Genomic DNA, 18,802 nt, shown 5'->3' with positions numbered 1-18,802 from the left:
GGTCTGCCAACCCCCGCGCGATTACCGGTATGCGACCGCCAATGCCCCCGCGGTGACCCGTACCGGCCGCGCGTGCTCGTCCATGTGCAGCGTCACCGACTTGCCATCGGCCAGCGACGCGGCCACGGCCACGCTCGCGCCGAGGTCATGCGCCATCTCCTCGCGGGTCACATCGTCATGCGGCAGCCGGCGCTCCTTGCCGGTGAACCGCATGCGGTTGTACTCGGCCCAGGCGATCAGCAGCGCCGCGCAGCACACCAGCATCACCGGCAGCGCGATCACCACGAACGGATCGACCGTCTGCTTCTGTTCGTACAGCTGCGCCCACGCCATCCGCCCGCCGAGCAGCCACGAGATCAGCGTTACCAGCGGTGCCCACAGGTAGAAGTAGAACGCCCAGAAGGCGATGGTCACAAAACCCCAGGCGGTGCGCTGCAGGCGCGGTTGCTGGCGCGGTTTCTGGATCAGCCGCGAATCGAAGCGGCGGGTGGATTTGACGGTGTTCATCGGATACCCCGGTCAGGACTGACCCAGACCGCGCGCTTGCCACGACGTTTGAACAACGTCTTGGGGAACGCCACCAGGGTCGTGAACAGACTGATGAGCCAGTACGCCATCGGGTACCAGATCACCCAGAAGTAGTTACGTCCAATATGCGTTTCGTAACGGCGGTCGATGATCAGGCTGCTGGCGAACTGCATCAGGCAGACCAGGGCCAGGATCACGCCATGCCACTGCGGCAGCAGCGTGGCGATGTACAGCTCCGGCGGCAGCACCATGAACTTGCCCACCGCCCACAACACGATGATCGCCAGCATCGTGTAGGCCCACAGCACGCTGAGGATGTACTCCAGCAGCACGCCCCACATGCGGCGCTTGCGCCAGTGGAACAGCGAGCCGCCATGCCGCAGCAGCACTTCCACACCGCCCTGGGCCCAGCGCAGGCGCTGCCGCCACAGCCCCTTCAAGGTTTCCGGCATCAGGATGAAGCACAGCGCATTGGGCTCGTAACGGATGTCCCAATGGTCCAGCTGCAGGCGCCAGCTGATGTCGATGTCCTCGGTCACCATGTCATCGGACCAGTAACCGATCCGGTGAAGGGCCGTGCGACGGAACGCGGCGATCACCCCGGAGATGGTGAAGATGCGCCCGTACACTCGCTGCGCCCGCTTGATCATGCCGATGATCGAGGAGAACTCGGCCACCTGCAGCCGGCCCAGCAGGGTGGAGCGGTTGCGGATGCGCGGGTTGCCGGTGACCGCGCCCACGCGCGGGCCCGAGGTCAGGTGCCACACCATCCAGTGCGTGGCGTACTCCTCCAGCATCGCATCGCCATCGATGCATACCAGGAACTCCGAACGTGCCGCCAGCGCGCCCATGCGCAGCGCATTGGCCTTGCCCAGGTTGCGGTCCAGGTGCACCACCCGCAGCCGCGGGTGCAGGGCGGCCAGGGCATCCAGCCGCGCGCCGGTATCGTCGCTGCTGCCATCGTTGATGGCGATGACTTCGAAATCCGGGTAATTCTGCTTGAGCGCCGAGCCAATCGTGTCGTCCAGATTCTCCGCTTCGTTGTGGCAGGGGATCAGGATCGAGGCGAACGGATAGACATCCATCGGCGGCGGGTCATCACGGTCACGGGCCTTTCGCTCGCGCCGGAAGAAGTAATACAGGCCGCCGGACATCCAGAAGAACGCCATCACCATCGGGTAGAAGAAGGCGAACTGGAACAGCGCGTAGAGAAGAGGATGCATGGCGACCTCACTTTTCCTCGTACGGGAAGCTGCGGGCCGACATGGCCGCGCGGGCGTCATACGTGGAGGGACGTCCGGCGATGAAATCATCCGGATACCAGGCGAAATGACGCACGCCCTGCGCCTGTAGACGACGGATCTGCGCGCGCAGGCGGTCGCCGGGGATCGGCTTGCTGGTGCGCCAGTCCAGCGTCTGCAGCTCGAACATCGTCTGCGACAACTGCGGATCGTGCTGCTTCACCGCCACCACCAGCCGGTCCAGCCAGCGTTCCGGGCTGCGGCTGCCTTCCATCCACGGCATCGCCATCAGGGCGGTGTGGTCGTAGGCCTTGTTGAACAGGTCCAGGCGCTGGGCGAACCAGCTGGCGCTCTGCGGTTCCAGAACGGGCTGGGCATACAGGTTGCGCACGGTCCCCAGTTTCGGCCGCCAGCGTTGCGCGGCGTTGCGCAGCTCCAGGGTGAAGTCGATCAGCGCCTGTGTACGTGCGCCATCCTCGCCTTCGGGCGGCAACTGGGTCAGCTCGGTGTCGCGCAGGTAGGCGTCATCGTGGAAGAGCAGGCCCTCGAAGTACGAGTTGATCGCCAGGTCTTCGTAGATGTCATCGATGATCCTGCGGACCTGCGGCCGGGTGAAGTCCAGCCGGAAGATGCCGTCGCTTTCCGGGCTCTCGATGGCCAGGGCTTTGCGGATGGCCGGGTCCTTGAGCTCGTAACCCAGCACCGGCAGCCACGCGAACACCTTCACCCCGGCGCGGGTCTTGAGCTGCCACGCCACGCGGTTGAACAGGTCCGCACGCACCGGCAGATGCCGGTTGGGGAAGTACAGCGCATCAGCCGAGCCATTGCCGTCCGGATCGGCGAAGGCCTGCAGGAACACGTGGGTCGGGCCGATCTTCTTGACCCGGTCGATCAGCGCATCCAGGTTCTTGCCCTGTTGCACCGGGTCGGCATCGTAGACGGCATCCAGGTCGATCTGCAGCGCACGCATGCCATCGCGTTCCACATCCCGGCGCAGTTCGTAGGCCAACTGCACCACGGTCGGGTTGTTGGTCACCAGCAGGCGCGCCAGGCCATGCAGATCGGCTTTGACCGGCGTACTGCGCCCTTCCAGGTCGAACGACACCGGCATGCCCAACTGCTCGGCGATATCGTTGCTCAACGCGTTGTAGGCGGCGTACGGCCATACGATCGCCTTCGGGGTGACCCCGACATTGCGCTCGATGCGCTCCACGCTGCGGCCCAGGTCGGCGCGCAGGCGGGCTTCGTACTCGGCCGCGGTTTCATAGGCTTTGCGGGTCGGGTCGTAGATGCGCGTGATCACCGCCGGCGTGGAGTTGCCCTGCGGGTTGGACTGCACGCCATGGTGCAGATTGTCGGTGTGGCTGGCCAGTTCGATCAGCCCGCTCTTCTGCATCTCGCGCAGCTGCGCCCAGGTCAGGAAATCATCGCGGGTGAACGGGCGGTAGCCGTAATCGATCTGGCGCCCGGCCGGCATGTCCACGTAATCGGTGATCACGGCGACCAGCGCCGGATAGTTGTAGGCGCGCAGCAACGGGAAGACCTTGCTGTACACGCTGCGCAGCCCGTCATCGAAGGTCAGCAGCACCGGCTTGGGCGGCAGCGGGGTGCCACCCTGCGAGGCAGTGATCAACTGCGACAGCGACACCGGGTGGTAGCCATGCGCGGACAACCAGTCCAGGTGCGCAGCAAAGTTCTGCGTGCTGACGGCATACGCATCCGGGTCGCCGCGCTCGGCCACCTCGTCACGGATGTCGTGGTAGCTGAGCACCAGCAGGCCGTTGTCGGCGGCATCGAGTGCGGCCGGCGGCTGCTGTGCCTGTGCCGGCAGCACCACGGTGAGCAGGGCCAGCAACAGCCAGTGGGTCCAACGCTTCAAGTCCATGTGCCGCATGTCATTCTCCCCACCGCAGGCCGGCATCCAGGCCGATATGTCGTTCACGCTGTCCGTCATAGACCGGTCGCGACCAGCGGATGCCGTACTCGAAAATGCGGCCTTCGCCGAGCTGCCACTCGTGGCGGTACTCGGCCGAAGGCACGATCGCGCTGCCATAGCCCTGCTGCCAGTACTGCCCCACCGAGACCGTCAGGCGATGGCGGAAGTGGCGTTCGTAGTGACGCCACAGTTGTTGGTCCACGCGCAGCCCGATCTCCACCGAGTGGTCCTCGGATGGGTTGAAGTAGGGCACGTCGTCGCGGCTGCCGCGGCTGGCGTACAGGCTGCCCAGGCCATCCACGAACACGGTCGGCCGGGTCATCAGGCGTTGTTCGATGGCGGTGCTGACGGTATCGCGGCGATTACCGTCGTCGTAGCGGAACTGACTGGCGCCCAGGCTCCAGTGAGTACGTTCATCGCGGCGATAGTCGGCTGCCAGCGCAATGCTGTCGGCGGTGATGCCTGAGACGCGCGCCTGCATCGAGGCATCCGGATCATTGCGTGCGGCGGTGATGCCGGCATGCCATTGATCGCTGAACTGCCAGCCGAACCCGGCACTGAGGCCGGTATCGCCGATGTGGTCGTTGGCGCGGTTGACGAAGGCTTCGGCATCGGCACGCCCGTAGCGGTAACGGGTGCCCACGCCGATCCGCAGCGGGTCGATGGTCTGGTCCTGGAAATCCACACTGCGCCGATCGGCGAACGCGACCAGGCGCCAGCGGTCGTCCAGCACCGGCGACTGCACTTCAACGCCGTAGCGGCCGTCATCGTTGCCCAGCGGTGACGCACCGCCACCGCCGGAGCTGCGCCCGCCTTCGGCGTAGGCATGCCACTGCCAGCCACGGTGCGCGCGCCAGCTGCGGTCCATGCGCTGCACGGAGGGCTGGTTGGGGTAGGCAGCGAGCAGCGTGTCGTGGATGGGGCGCGCGAGGTCATCGCGCTGCACCTGCACGTAGGCGTCGTACTGGCCCAGCCGCGCCGGTACGTCGCGCGGGTCCAGCGTGTTGGCCATGCTGTAGCGCTCCAGCGCCCGCCGTGGCCAGCCACGCATCAGGTAGATGTTGCCCAGCGAGGATTGCGAGCCGGTATTGCCTGGCCCGATCTCGACCATCTTCTCCAGATCGCGCTGCGCAGTGGGCAGGTCGCCACTGTAGGCACGCACCATGGCCAGGTTGAGGTCGGCCTCGTAGCGCGGCCAGTTCGCATGCGGCGCTTTGGCACCGTTTGCCCAGCGCCAGGCCGGCTCATCGGCCTGCCACTTCTTCAGCAGGGCGATGGCGGTATCAGCCTGCTCGTCCTCCAGATACGCATAGGCCAGTTCCGAACGCGCCTGCGGCAGCGACGGGTCAGCCTTGAGTGCGGCTTCCAGCACCGGGATCGCCTCGGCCGGATGCTGCGTGGCCATCAGCGAATCGCCGACGGCGGCCAGCAGATAGTTCGGCACCGGGTGGCCCTCGGCGAGCAGCGTGCGGTACTCCTCGCGAACCTGCGCATGGCGGCCCAGCCGGTTGAGCAGGATCAGCCGGTCATGGCGGATCCGCAGCGGCGCCTGCTGCACGGTGGTGCCATCGCGCTCGAGGTACTGCTGCATCTGCACCAGGGCCGCATCGGCTTCATCCAGGCGGGTGTCCTCGCTGGGGCCGTAGGCCAGGCTCCAGCCCACGAGTTTGGCCAGGTAATTGCCTTCCAGCCGTTCTTTCTGGGCGGCATCGAACAGGTCCGGTCGCGCCAGGTACAGCTGCCAGGCGCGGTGCGCGTTGCCGATGTCCGCCAGGGTCAGCACCTGCAGGCGATACAGCAATGCGTCGTCGGGCGACTGCACCCGTGCCCGCTCGATCGCCGCCAGTGCATCCAGCCATTGGGCATGGTCCCGGAACTGGCCGATCTCGGCCAATGCGTTGTCCCGCGCAGTGGCTGCAGCCGCCGGAGCGGAAAAAGCGAGTGTCGCGCATGCCAGGCCGACGCAGAGCGCCAGCGGCCGATGGTCGTACATGGAACCCCCCTTGGAGCATCCTTTCAAAGGTGTGTTGCGTCAAAAGTGTGACGCACATCACATGCCAATCGTGCCTGACTGCGCAGTTGTTGCCAAATCGTTAAGACGCGGGTACGACCCATCAGCCCCCGGGTGGAACCCGGAGGGGAGGGGCAAGTGATTGAATCGCTGCAGATTCAGGCCATGTCGCAACCAAGGACGGCGCACTCCATCGCGATGAAGCTGTTCAGCCGGCTGGCGACGCCAGAGACTCCGAACGCTGCCCGGTGCAGCCCACCGGGTCAGTTAGCGACACGCTACGTCAGCAGTTGCGCACAACGCGTGTAGATGGACGCGCCGGGGCGCTTACCACTGGTCTTCGAGCTTCTGCGGTTTGCAGGCGACCCAGGAGGCGCACAACAGCACCACCGCGCACAGGACCAGGAAGCCGAACGGCAGGTGCCAGCCGCCGCTGACCGCGTGCAGCCAGCCGAACAGGAACGGGCCCAGGCAGCTGAAGGCATAGCCCACGCCCTGCATGAAGCCGGACAACGCGGCCGAACCGGCGGGGGTGCGGGTCCGCAGGTTGATCAGGGTCAGGGCCAGCGGGAAGGTGGACGGCCCGATGCCGAGCAGCACCGCCCACAGCCACGGGGCCTTCATCGGGGCGAACAACAGGCCGGCGAAGGCGATCAGGAACGCGCTGAAGCCGATCAGCACCAGCCCGAAGGGATTGCGCAGGCGCACGGCCAGGGCCGGCATGGTCAGCGATGGCAGCAGGCCGCAGGCCGCGAAGATCGCCACCATGATGCCGCCGAACGCCGGTGTTGCACCGGCCTCGACCACGATCCGCGGCAGCCAGGTGAACATCGAATAGGTCATCAACGAGGTCATGCCGAACATCAGGGTCATGCCCCACGCCAGCGGGGTTTTCCAGACCTTGCCGTGCGGCGCGCTGGACGGATCGTTGGCCGCGCTGATCGTGTCCGGGTGCGGCCGTGCACGCGAGAGCATCAGCCACGGCAGCGCCGCGGCCAGCGACATCAGCGCCCAGATGCCCAGCGACACACGCCAGCCCGCCTGCTGCGCGACCGGGACCGCCAGCAGGGCCGGCATCATCGTGCCGATCTGCAACACGGTGATGTAGAGCGTGCTCATGGTGCCCACGCGGTTGGCGAAGTAGCGCTTCACCAGCGGCGGTACCACCACGTTGCCGATGCCCATGCCGGCCAGCGCCACCACCGAGCCGAACAGCAGGCTGCCCACGCCGCCGGCCATCGACCGCAGCAGCAGCCCTACGGTGGCCAGGCTCATGGCCAGCAGGGCGGTCCGTTCCAGGCCCAGGCGACGCGCCACTGCCGGGGTGGTCACGCCGAACAGGGCGAACGCTGCGGTCGGCAGCATGCCAAGCACGCCGGTCATGGTGGTGCCGAAGCCGAAGGTCTGGCCGAGCACATCCAGCAGCGGGGTCAGTGAGGTGACCGCGGTGCGCAGGTTCAACGCGGCCAGCAGGATCGCGGCGAATGCAAGAAGGCGCCCGTGCAGCAGGGACTGGGACGGTGGGGTGGGGTGAGTCATCAGCATGTTTCCTGACAGGTGGCGCACCGCGGCCATGCCGGCGCGCGGGTGCAACGGCAGAGACCGGCCAGTGGCCGGCAGCTGCGGGGTAGGGGACTGGGCCGTTGCCGTAAGCAGGGCCAGGACTGGGCATTGTACGGGTTCGATCCCGACAGGTCGCGCAGGGTGGGGCGAGGTGATGCCGTGCCGACGCGACAGGCCCGGCCGCGGGCACGATGCCGCGCCGCGCGCAGTGCGGGGCGCTACGTGTGAAAACGCCTTCACAACAAGGGCCACGCGGTCCCCTTCCATGTGCGATGCGTCAAAAAAATGACTATTTAGGAAAATCCCTACAAGCGAGCGGGTAGTTCTCTTACGGGGTGGGTGGGGTTTTTGACGGTTCTCATGTCGCGAATAGCTCTTAAATTGGCGGGCCTCCATAGGGGCGGTCTATAGCGAACGATGGTTCGTGCCAGCCCACGTTCGAGATCCTGCATGCCAAACACCGTACTACCCACCCCGGCTCGCGCCGGTTCCCATGGCGCTTCCCGGCGCACCCTCCTTCTGGCCCCGCTGGCGGCCGCGCTGGCCCTGGTCTATCTGCCGGCCAGTGCCCAGCAGCTGCCCGCCCCCGATCAGGAGCTGCTTCGCCAGCAGGAGCGCGAACGCGCCCTGCGCGAGCAGCTTGAAACCCGGCCCGATGCACGTCTTCAGGACGCACCGGTGGCCGCACCGGAGCGGCTGCCCCAGGACGAAGCACCCTGCTTCGTGATCAACCGGATCACCCTGGAAGGCGAGCAGGCCGACCGTTTCCAGTGGGCGTTGCCCGCAGCCAACGTCAAAGGCGATCCGGCGCTCGGCCGCTGCCTGGGCACCGCCGGCATCAACGTGGTGATGTCGCGGGTACAGAACGCGATCGTCGAGCGCGGCTACGTCACCACGCGCGTGTTGGCCCAGCCGCAGGACCTCACCACCGGCACGCTGGCACTGACCGCGGTGCCCGGCACGCTCCGCCAGATCCGTTTCGCAGAGGGCACCCATCGCGACGCCACCCTGTGGAACGCGATCCCGGCACGCAGTGGCGACCTGCTCAACCTGCGCGATATCGAACAGGGGCTGGAGAATTTCAAGCGCGTGCCGACCGCCGAGGCCGACATCCAGATCAGCCCGGCCGAAGGCGCCGACGCCGCACCTGGCCAGAGCGACCTGGTGGTGCAGTGGTCGCAGCAACGGCTGGTCCGCTTCAACCTCAGCCTGGACGATTCCGGCAGCAAGGCCACCGGCAAGACCCAGGCCGGTGCGACGATGTCGCTGGACCACGCGCTGCGCCAGAACGACCTGTTCTACGTCAACCTGAACCATGACGTGTTCAGCGGCGGCAAGCGCGGCACCAAGGGCTTCACCTTTCACTACTCCGTGCCGGTCGGCTACTGGCTGTTCGGCGCCACGCGCAGCGGCTACGAGTACGAGCAGACCGTGGCCGGCAACCAGCAGTCGTATCTCTACAGCGGCGAGAGCTACAACGCCGAAGTGCGGGCTACGCGCCTGCTGTTCCGCAACGCGAGCAGCAAGACCAGCATGTACCTGCGTGCCTGGGAGCGCGACTCGCGCAACTTCATCGACGACACCGAAATCCTGGTCCAGCGCCGGCGCATGGGCGGCTGGGAGCTCGGCCTGAACCACCGTCACTTCATCGGCCAGGCCACGCTCGATGGCACTGTCGGCTTCCGCCGTGGCACCGGGGCCTTCGGCTCGATCGCAGCGCCCGAGGAGCTGTTCGGTGAAGCCACCTCGCACCCGAAGATCTACTTCGCCGACGCACAGCTCAGCCTCCCGTTCCAGCTCGGCCAGCAGCGCCTGCGCTACACCGGCAGCTGGCGAGCGCAATGGAACCGTGGCGGGCTGGTGCCGCAGGACCGCTTCGCGATCGGCGGCCGCTACACCGTGCGCGGCTTCGATGGCGAGATGTCGCTGATGGGCGAGCGCGGCTGGTTGATCCGCAACGACATCGGCCTGGCCCTGGGCGGCGGGCAGGAATTCTACGTCGGCGCCGATTACGGCCATGTCGGCGGCAGCGCCACGCAATGGCAGGTAGGCAATGACCTGGCGGGCAGCGTGATCGGCCTGCGTGGGTCGTATCGCGGCCTGTACTGGGACGGCTTCGTCGGCGCCCCGCTGAACAAGCCCTCTGGTTTCCAGAACGCCTACACCGTCACCGGATTCACCCTGAGCTGGTCGTTCTGATTTCAGTGCGGGCGCGTTCGCGCCGCACCGACCGCACGCATACAAAGGAATTGTCATGAACAAGCATCTGTACCGCCTCGTGTTCAACCACGCCCTCATGCTCTGGCAGGTCGCTGCGGAGATCACCCCGCGCCCCGGCGGCGCCGGTACCGGGCAGGATGGCGATCGCACGGCGGCACTGCGCCCGATGGCGTTCGCGCTGTGGGTGATGCTGGGCTGGGTAGGCGTAACCGGCCTGGCGGCGGCGCAGGTGGTCGCGGACCCGAATGCCCCCGGGAACCAGCGCCCGACCGTGCTGGAAACCGCCAACGGCACGCCGCAGATCAATATCCAGACGCCGAGTGCTGCCGGTGTTTCGCGCAACACCTACCAGCGCTTCGATGTCGACCAGCAGGGCGCCATCCTCAACAACTCACGCGGCAATACCCAGTCGCAGCTCGGTGGCTGGGTGCAGGGCAATCCGTGGTTGGCCGGCGGCACCGCACGGGTGATCCTCAACGAGGTCAATGGCGCCAACCCGAGCCAGCTGCGCGGCTATGTGGAAGTGGCCGGCGACCGCGCGCAGGTGGTGATCGCCAACCCGGCCGGCATCGATTGCGATGGCTGCGGCTTCATCAACGCCAACCGCATCACCCTCACCACCGGCACCCCGATGTTCAATGGCGGCGCGCTGGAGGGATACCGCGTGCAGGGCGGAGCGATCCACATCTTCGGTGCCGGCATGGATGCCAGCCGGGTCGACTACACCGATCTGATCGCACGCTCGGTGCAGCTCAATGCGGGCCTGTGGGCGCAGCAGCTGCAGGTCACCACCGGCGCGAACACGGTGAGCGCCGATCTGGGCCGCGTGCAGGCGCAGGCCGCCGAAGGCAATGCGCCGCAGTACGCGCTCGATGTGGCCCAGCTGGGCGGCATGTACGCCAACAAGATCCTGCTGATGGGCACCGAGCACGGCGTGGGCGTGCGCAACGCGGGCAACCTCGGGGCGCAGACCGGCGAACTGGTCGTGACTGTCGATGGCCGGCTGGAAAACACCGGCAAACTGCAGGCGCGCGACGATACGCGTATCGCTGCCAGCGGCGGTGTGCGCAACGAAGGGCTGGTCAGTGCCGGGCGTGAACTGAACCTGCGCACCGGTCAGGATCTGGACAACACGGGTGGCCAGCTCAATGGTACCCGTCTGGACCTGGAGGCGGCGTCGCTGGTCAACCGCGGCGGCAGCATCGAACAGGCTGGCGTGCAGGCCCTGGCGGTGCAGAGCGGGCGCCTGCAGAACCGTGACAAGGGCAGCATCGGCGCACTGGCCCGGCAGGACGGTACGACGCCGACCTCACCGGGCGATGGCGACGGCACGGGCAGCCCGGGCACGGGAACCGGCAACGGAAACGGTGGCACCGATGGCAGCACCCCGGGCTCGACACCGCCGGCCACCGCGCCGCTCGCACAGGGCCGCGTGATGATTGCCGGCGTGCTCGACAACGATGCCGGCGCGGTCCTTGCCGGGGGTGATATCGATCTGCGCGCGGGCCACGTGGACAACGACGGCGGTCGCCTCGGGGTGCGCGATCTGGCCGTGGAGGGGGGCGGCCTGTCCAACCGGCAGGGCGAGCTGACCACGGGGCGCGACCTGCTTGTGCAGGGCCAGGCGCTGAACAACGACGCCGGCGTCATGAACGTCGGCGGCGCGCTGGATGCGCGCACCGCGCAGCTGTCCAACCGCAGCGGCACGATCGCTCACAGCGGCAGCGCACCTGCGCAGCTGCAGGTGGCGGGCACGTTCGACAACACCGGCGGCAGTCTCGCCAGCAACGCTGCCTCGCTGGCACTGACCAGCGCGGTGCTGGTGAACACCGATGGCAAGCTGATGCACGCCGGCAGCGACGGCCTGCAGCTCACCACCGGTATGCTGGACGGCCAGCGCGGCGAGATCGCCACGGCCGGCACGCTCACCCTGCGCGCAGGGACGGTCGATCACCGCCAGGCGGAACTGCAGGCCGGCACGCTCGACGTCCAGGTCGATACGCTCGACAACCGTGGCGGCCAGCTGCTGGCAACGGGCAGCGAGGGCAACCGTATCGGGGCGACGAGTGCACTGGACAACGACGGCGGCACGCTCGCCAGCAACGGCGATCTGGCCATCGATACCGCCTTGCTGCGCAACGCGGGCGGCCAGGTGCAGCAGGCCGGCGGCGGCCGTTTGGATATCAACGCCACAACGCTGGCCGGAGCGGGCGGCAAACTGCTGAGCAATGGCGCGCTGCAACTGCAGGGGCTGGGGATTGATGTCTCCGATGGCATCACCTCGGCGGTGCGCATGGCGATCGATGCCGGGCAGCTGGACAACCGTCGTGGCGAACTGATCGCCACCGGCACCGACGCGCTGGCCCTGCGGGTGACCAACGCGCTGCTCAACGACAACGGCCAGATCATCGGTAACGGTGCGCTCGCCGTACAGGCCGGGAGCCTGGCCAACCGCGACGGCAAACTGCTGGCGGCAGGTGAGGCGGCCTCCACGCTGCAGGTGAGCGGCGCGATCGACAACCAGCGCGGGACGCTGGCCAGCGCCGGTGATCTGAGCCTTCGGGCTGGCCAGCTGGACAACCAGGCCGGCACGGTCCAGGCGGCCGGCGACCGTGCATTGCAGCTGGGCGTGGACGGCCTGCTCGACAATCGCCAGGGCGGCCTGGTCGCCTCCGGCGGTGCGCAGCAGCTGCGCGCCGGCAGCCTCGACAACCGCGGCGGCACCGTCAACGCGGGCGATACGCTGGACGTGGCGGTCGCCCACACCCTCGACAACAGCGCCGGCATCCTCGCCGCCAAGGAAACGCTGCAGGTGCAGGCCGGCCGCATCGTCAACCGTGACGCCGGCACGCTGGCGTCCATCGAGGGCGATGTCACGCTCGACAGCGCGAGCGATATCGACAACACCGCCGGTGTGATCCAGGCCGAACGTGCGCTTTCGGTCGCCAGCCAGGGACTGGCCAACGTGCGCGGCACCCTGGCCGGTGCATCCCTTGCACTGGACACCGGCCTTGGCAGCGTGGACAACAGTGAGGGCATCATCGCCGCCACCGCCGGCACGCTGGATGCCCGCAGTGGTGCGCTGGAGAACCGCGCTGGCCTGCTGCAGTCCAGTGCGGCGATGCGCATCGATACCCACGGCCAGCAGCTGGGCAATACCGACGCGGGCGCGCGCGGTGGCATCGTCAGCGGTGCCGGGCTGACCCTGCGTGCCGGTGAGCTGGACAATCGTGCCGGCCTTGTCCAGGCGCAGACGGCGCTGGACGCGCGGCTGGCCACGCTGGACAACCGCAGCGGCGGGCAGGTCGGCAGCGGGGCCTCACTGCTGCTGCAGGCGCAGCGCGTGGATAACAGCGGCGGCCGCCTGCAGGCGAGCGAGAATCTGACGCTGGATTTGAGCGGTGAGCTGGTCAACCAGGCCGGCCTGGCCGTGGCCGGTGGCGATCTGGTCGCCCATGCCGCGCGCATCGACAACCGCGCCACCGCTGGCGGCAGCACTGCACTCGGCCTGCAGGGCGGCAGCGTGGATCTCGCCGCCGCGCAGATCGACAACAGCACCGGCATGATCGCCGCCGACCAGCGCATCGCGCTGCAGGCCGGCGATGCACTGTTCAACCAGCAGGGGCTGGTGTCCTCGGCGGGCAGTCTGGACGTGCGCGCCGGCCAGGTCGGCAACGCCGATGGCACGCTGCTGTCGGCGGGCAACCAGGCGCTGCATGCCAACGCACTCAATGGCACCGGCCGGGTGTTGTCGCAGGGCGATCTGGTGCTGGCCTTGCAGCAGGATTACCGCAACGATGGCCAGATCACCGCCAATGGCAAGGCCACGGTCTCCACGCAGGGGCTGTGGACCAACGCGGGCAAGGTGCAGGCCGGTGATCTGGCGCTGCACGCACGCCAGATCGACAACCTCGCCAGCGGCGAGATCAGCGGCATCCGCACCCAGGTGCGCGCCGATGGCGTGCTCGGCAACCGCGGGCTCATCGACGGTGTGGATACCCGCATCGATGCCGATGTGATCCTCAACGTTGGCACCGGCCGCATCTATGGCGACCGCCTGTCGATCGGTGCCACGACCTTGGTCAACAGTGATGAAACGCTGGAGGGCGTCACCCGCGCAGCCACCATTGCTGCGCGTGAGCGCCTGGACATCGGCGCCGGCACCGTGGTCAACCGCGAGCAGGCGCTGATCTTCAGTGCCGGCGGTGGCGACAATGCACTCAACATCGGCGGTGCGCTGGATGCGCAGGGCCATGCAGTCGGTCGCGCCGGCTCGGTGCACAACGCCAGCGCGACCATCGAGTCGCTGGGTGGCTTGAGTATCGATGCCACGCGCCTGCTCAACAGCAACGAGCATTTCGCCACCACTGAAGTGATGGTGGTGGGCCCGACCAAGAAGCTGTACATCCAGCCCAAGGGCACGCCCGGCATGCATGATGCCAGCGAGTTCACCTGGTCCAGCTGGAGCCGTGCCGGCAAGTACTGGTGGAAGAACGGCAACGGCGACGTCAAGGACTGGACCCAGTACGACGTCACCCACACCGAGTACGAAACCCAGGTCACCTCCAGCGCGCCGGGTCGCATCATTTCCGGCGGCAACATGACGCTGCGTGGCGATGAGCTGATCAACGACAAGAGCCAGATCCTGGCCGGCGGCGCATTGCTGGGCGATCTTGGCAACCTCCGCAACATCGACGCATTCGGCGAGTACCGGGTGCACGAGGAAGGCACCAGCCAATACACCTACAGTCGCTGGCGCGGTGGTTTCAAGCGCTATCACGAGCGCAAGTGGGACCGGAAGATCGCCTATCGCCCGGCCGATGAAGTGCGCACCATCAATCTGGGCGTGACCCGGACGGCCGAGCACACCCGCGACGGTGGCAGCGGCTACCAGGTGGGCGGGGTCAGCACCGGTTCCGTCGGTGGGCAGGTCGGGGGTGCGGCCGGTGCCGGTGCCGTGGGTGGGCAGCGCCAGGTGACCGAAGTCAGCGCCAGCGTGGCCTCGCTGGCCGGTCCCGGCAGCACGGCGGGCACCGGTGCGCAGGGCGCGGCGGGCAACCAGCCGACCGTGATCCGCACCATCGGCGTGGAGGCCGAACTGCCGCAGAGCAGCCTGTTCCAGAGCGGGCCGAATGCCGGCCAATACCTGGTCGAAACCGATCCGCGTTTTGCCGATTACCGCAACTGGCTCGGTTCGGAGTACCTGCTGCAGAAGATGGGCGTGGACCCGGCCAACGTGCAGAAGCGGTTGGGCGATGGGTTCTACGAACAGAAGCTGGTCCGCGATCAGGTCGCCCAGCTCACCGGCCGCCGCTTCCTGGATGGCTATGCCGACGATGAAGCGCAATACCGCGCGCTGCTCGACAATGCGGCCACCATCGCCGACGCATGGGGCCTGCGCCCCGGCGTGGCGCTGACCCCGGCACAGATGGCCCAGCTCACCAGCGACATCGTCTGGCTGGTCGAGCAGCGCGTCACCCTGGCCGATGGCAGCACCACCACCGCGCTGGTCCCGCAGGTGTATGTTCGCGTGCGACCCGGCGATATCGACGGCACCGGCACGCTGCTGGCCGGCCGCTCGGTGGAGCTGAACCTGCGCGGCGATCTGGTCAACAGTGGCACCATCGCTGGCCGCACCGCGGTGAAGATCGACGCGCAGAACCTGCGCAACCTGGACGGCCGCATCAGCGGTGACACGGTCAGTGCCAACGCGCGTACCGATCTGGACAACCTAGGCGGCCTGATCGATGCGCGCAGCGTGCTGGTCGCCAGCGCCGGCCGTGATCTGAACCTGGTCACCACCACCCGCAGCGGTCAGAACACCGCGGGGTTGAGCGACTTCAGCAGGACCAACATCGACCGCGTGGCCGGGTTGTTCGTGAGTGAGGCTGGTGGCACGCTGCTGGCGAGCGCGGTGCGTGATGTTCGTCTTGACGGAGCCGAGATCGTCAACGCGGGCTCCGGTGGGCAAACGGTGATCGCCGCCGGTCGCGACCTGTCACTGGGCACCGTACGGGAGGCGCGGCAGGAGAACAACGTGCGCAATGCCGACAATTATCTGCGCAGCGGGTACAGCCGTGGCGTTGGTACCAATGTCCGGACTGTCGGCGATGTCCAGCTGCAGGCAGGTCGGGACATGGAGTTGCAGGCAGCGACGGTCAACAGCGCCGAGGGTGCCCTGGTCGCGGTGGCGAGCGGCAACCTCAACATCGGGGTGTCCGAAGACAGTTACAACTGGAGCGAGGGTCGAAAGCACCGGCATAGCGGCCTGCTCAACACCACGACCCGCACCACCCGCGACAGCCTCGATGAAACCGTTGCCCAGGGCAGCACGGTTGGCGGGAACACAGTGGCCATCCAAGGACGCAACGTCACCATCACCGGCAGCGATGTGATCTCCGATGTCGGCACCACGATTGCCGCCGACCAGGATCTGGTGATCCAGGCCGCTCGCGAATCGGCGACGGAAAGCCACTTCAAGAAGAAGGAGCAGAGTGGCCTGATCTACAACGGTGGCGCTGCGATCACGGCCGGCACGCAGATGCAGAGCGACGACAACAAGGCCACGCGCAACACCGCGGCGGGGTCGACCGTCGGCTCGCTCGCAGGCGATGTCGTGCTGCTGGCGGGCGGGGCGTATCGCCAGATTGGCAGTGACGTCCTCGCGCCGGAGGGCGATGTGGACATCCACGCGCGTGAGGTCGCGATTCTGGAGGCCCGCGAAACGCAGACGACGGCGCAGGAGAGCAAGTTCAGGCAGGCCGGTCTCACTGTTGCGGTCACTGCGCCGGTGATCACTGCACTGCAGACCGCCGGCAACATGGCAAGTGCGACCAGCAAGACCTCTGACTGGCGTAAGCAGGCGATGGGTGCTGCGACAGCAGCGGGTGCGGTGAAGGAAGGCGTCGATGCGGTCGGCGCGGATCCAGGCGCGGCTGGCGGGTTGAACATTTCCATCACCGTGGGGGCCAGCAAGAGCGACGGCCGGACGACAACGCAGAGCGACACGGCGGCAGCGTCATCGATCCGGGCCGGCGGCGACGTCCGGATCAGTGCCACGGGCGCTGGCAACGCGTCGGATATCACGATTCAGGGCAGTGACGTAACGGCAGACGGCAACATCCGCCTCAAGGCGGACGGAGACGTCGCGCTTCTTGCGTCCCGTGACGTGATCGAAATGGAGCGCAAGAGCAGCAGCGCCAGTGGCGGCGTAGGCGTGGCCATCGCTGTGGGCTCGGGCGGTGCCAGCGCCGGCATCACGGCCAATGCCAGTGCTTCGCGGGGCAGCGGCAAGGGCGAGGACGTCTACTGGAACACGACGCACCTGACTGCAGGAGAGTCGTTGGTCGTCGAATCGGGCGGCGACACCACGCTGCGTGGCGCGGTAGTTTCAGGTGAGCAGGTGGCAATGAACGTCGGTGGCAACCTGGCGGTGGAGAGTCTGCAGGATACCCACAGCTTCCACAGCAAGGACAGAACCGTCGGGGGCAGCGTCACTTTCGGTGCGGGTTTCAGTGGCAGTGCCTACATGCTCAACCAGAAGAGCGACAGTGAATTTGCCAGTGTCACCGAGCAGTCGGCCATTCGTGCGGGTGACGGCGGCTTCCAGATCAATGTGGATGGGACGACACAGCTTGTCGGTGGTGCAATCAGCTCCAGCGATGCAGCAATTGATGCCGGCAGGAATCGACTTCAGACAGCTGCACTGGTTGTCAGCGACATAGAGAACACTTCGAGCGCGAAGGCCAGTAGCGGCGGAATCGGTGTCACCGATGAAACCTTCTCCGGCTTGTACGGCGCCACCAAGACGATCATCGGCAACAAGCTGATCCATGGCGACGCCAGTGACGGCTCGCAGGGGACAACCCGTGCGGCGATCAGCGATGGCGCTGTATTGATCACGGATGATGAGCTCCAGCGCGCGCTGACTGGCAAGGGGGCAGAACAACAGGTGGCCGGGCTGAATCGCGACACGCTGAATGCCCATCAATCTGCCGCGCTGATCGATCTTGAGCGTCTCGAAGAGCGTGCCGCTGCGGAGCACGCGATCACCGGCGAAGCCTTCCGCCAAGGCACTGCCTGGACGACGGATCTGGTGCATAAAGCAGCGACGGAGCAAAGTCGCATTGTCCTGCAGACCTGTGAAGCGGGCGGGACCAACTGCCGTCAGACCGAACTGGCGTTGGAGGATGTCCAGGCCATTGACGGCAAGCTGTACATCTTCAACAACGGCATTTTCAACGCTGAGCCCTACGCGCTTGCCACAGGCGCGAAGCAGAACACCAATGAAGCCAACGCGTCCGGGGTGTATTACATCCTGAACCCTTACACCGGCAACAAGGTGGCCGAAGGGCTGTATGCGATGTACGACAAAGCCAATGGCATCCTGGGCAGCCTTACGGGCGTCATGCTGCCTGTGACGGCCGCATCGCAGACCAACATTGCGCTGCTGGAGCGTGCCAGGGAGGAGGGATGGGAGTTCAATGCCGTCAATCACAGCCGCGGCAGCATGACCTTCACCAATGCGATGTTGCAGCTTCGAGGCGACGACCAGAAGATGTTCCCCATCGGCTACATCCTCTACAACGGGGCTGCAGCCAATGCACAGCAAGCGCTGGGGTTGGTCGGGTTGATTGGTGACGCCAGGGGAGAGGTATGGCAGAACACCCATCCGACGGACATCGTCGGCAGCTGGCGCGTCATTCTTGGCGGAAACCCGGCGACTTCCGAGAAGAACGAGGGCAGCTTCCCGGGGTCGCACAGTGCCTACGTGGGTTACCTGCCCGCGGACGGTACGGAGCTGCGGTCCATCACGGACAAGGTGTGGGGCATCGGTAAGATCAATCAACCTGTCAGGCAGGTCCCCAAACGTGAGGCTGAAAAACGATGATCAGGAAGTACACCTCGATGCTGGCGGCGGCCGCGCTTATCACGGTTGCCGGATGTGCCACGGCACCTGCGGCGCCGGGCCGGGTGGCCACAACGGACATTGGACCCGTTCCGGCCGGTTCCGTTCGCGTCATGCCCACCAAACAGCATTGGCGTAAGGCAGGTGCCAGCAAAGCCGACGCGGACCAGGCTCGGCAGCAATGCAGTCAGGAATTGCGGAACAATGAAGAGTACGCCGGGCTGCTGAAGGAGAGCTCGGTGATTACCAAGATCTGGCACGCTGATCGTACCGCTGCGCAGAAAAAGCGGCGCAAGGAAATTGGTACGCGGCTGAGTCAGCTGAGTGATGCGTGCATGACCGGGAAAGGATTCGAGTTCGTGCCTGGTGGGTTCCCGGTGGACTGAGTGCGGTGA

8 protein-coding genes are annotated in these 18,802 nt (G+C 66.7%); 3 read left to right on the top strand and 5 right to left on the bottom strand.

The features are described 5' to 3' along the window. Nucleotides 1-21: 21 nt before the first annotated feature. From pgaD to HMPREF3113_RS00720, 5 genes are all read right to left on the bottom strand, one after another. The gene (gene pgaD / locus HMPREF3113_RS00740; RefSeq protein WP_019182843.1) at nt 22-507 is read right to left on the bottom strand and encodes a poly-beta-1,6-N-acetyl-D-glucosamine biosynthesis protein PgaD; all 486 of its coding nucleotides are present in this window, start codon (nt 505-507) and stop codon (nt 22-24) included. Beyond that, nucleotides 504-1,751, bottom strand: a complete 1,248-nt coding sequence (gene pgaC, locus HMPREF3113_RS00735) for a poly-beta-1,6-N-acetyl-D-glucosamine synthase (RefSeq protein ID WP_019182844.1) — start codon at nt 1,749-1,751, stop codon at nt 504-506. The genes pgaD and pgaC overlap by 4 nt, the downstream gene beginning before the upstream one ends. A 7-nt stretch (nt 1,752-1,758) precedes the next feature. Beyond that, the gene (pgaB, locus tag HMPREF3113_RS00730) at nt 1,759-3,654 is read right to left on the bottom strand and encodes a poly-beta-1,6-N-acetyl-D-glucosamine N-deacetylase PgaB (protein WP_070470145.1); all 1,896 of its coding nucleotides are present in this window, start codon (nt 3,652-3,654) and stop codon (nt 1,759-1,761) included. A gap of 10 nt (nt 3,655-3,664) precedes the next feature. After that, complete coding sequence (gene pgaA / locus HMPREF3113_RS00725; protein WP_070470143.1) at nt 3,665-5,698, bottom strand: poly-beta-1,6 N-acetyl-D-glucosamine export porin PgaA; 2,034 nt, start codon at nt 5,696-5,698, stop codon at nt 3,665-3,667. Between the two features lie 345 nt (nt 5,699-6,043). Next, complete coding sequence (locus HMPREF3113_RS00720; protein WP_070470219.1) at nt 6,044-7,255, bottom strand: CynX/NimT family MFS transporter; 1,212 nt, start codon at nt 7,253-7,255, stop codon at nt 6,044-6,046. Nucleotides 7,256-7,729: 474 nt separating this feature from the next. On the opposite strand from HMPREF3113_RS00720, the gene HMPREF3113_RS00715 reads away from it, so the two are divergent. From HMPREF3113_RS00715 to HMPREF3113_RS00705, 3 genes are read left to right on the top strand one after another with little or no spacing between them, the layout of a single operon-like run. Next, complete coding sequence (locus tag HMPREF3113_RS00715; RefSeq protein ID WP_254665219.1) at nt 7,730-9,478, top strand: ShlB/FhaC/HecB family hemolysin secretion/activation protein; 1,749 nt, start codon at nt 7,730-7,732, stop codon at nt 9,476-9,478. Nucleotides 9,479-9,533: 55 nt separating this feature from the next. Next, nucleotides 9,534-18,389 (top strand): two-partner secretion domain-containing protein, encoded by an 8,856-nt coding sequence (locus HMPREF3113_RS18515; RefSeq protein WP_070470140.1) that lies wholly within the window; start codon nt 9,534-9,536, stop codon nt 18,387-18,389. Next, nucleotides 18,386-18,793 (top strand): hypothetical protein, encoded by a 408-nt coding sequence (locus HMPREF3113_RS00705; RefSeq protein WP_019182850.1) that lies wholly within the window; start codon nt 18,386-18,388, stop codon nt 18,791-18,793. The genes HMPREF3113_RS18515 and HMPREF3113_RS00705 overlap by 4 nt, the downstream gene beginning before the upstream one ends. Nucleotides 18,794-18,802: the final 9 nt, after the last annotated feature.

The organism is Stenotrophomonas sp. HMSC10F06, from assembly GCF_001807865.1.
Taxonomy (GTDB): Bacteria; Pseudomonadota; Gammaproteobacteria; order Xanthomonadales; family Xanthomonadaceae; genus Stenotrophomonas; species Stenotrophomonas bentonitica_A.
The sequence above is the reverse complement of the archived record's forward strand: the minus strand, read 5'-3'. Positions and strand labels throughout refer to the sequence as shown.

Coding starts and splice junctions, on each gene's coding strand:
- pgaD (WP_019182843.1), bottom strand. CDS start 507: ATGAACACCGTCAAATCCACCCGCCGCTTCGATTCGCGGCTGATCCAG.
- pgaC (WP_019182844.1), bottom strand. CDS start 1,751: ATGCATCCTCTTCTCTACGCGCTGTTCCAGTTCGCCTTCTTCTACCCG.
- pgaB (WP_070470145.1), bottom strand. CDS start 3,654: ATGGACTTGAAGCGTTGGACCCACTGGCTGTTGCTGGCCCTGCTCACC.
- pgaA (WP_070470143.1), bottom strand. CDS start 5,698: ATGTACGACCATCGGCCGCTGGCGCTCTGCGTCGGCCTGGCATGCGCG.
- HMPREF3113_RS00720 (WP_070470219.1), bottom strand. CDS start 7,255: ATGACTCACCCCACCCCACCGTCCCAGTCCCTGCTGCACGGGCGCCTT.
- HMPREF3113_RS00715 (WP_254665219.1), top strand. CDS start 7,730: ATGCCAAACACCGTACTACCCACCCCGGCTCGCGCCGGTTCCCATGGC.
- HMPREF3113_RS18515 (WP_070470140.1), top strand. CDS start 9,534: ATGAACAAGCATCTGTACCGCCTCGTGTTCAACCACGCCCTCATGCTC.
- HMPREF3113_RS00705 (WP_019182850.1), top strand. CDS start 18,386: ATGATCAGGAAGTACACCTCGATGCTGGCGGCGGCCGCGCTTATCACG.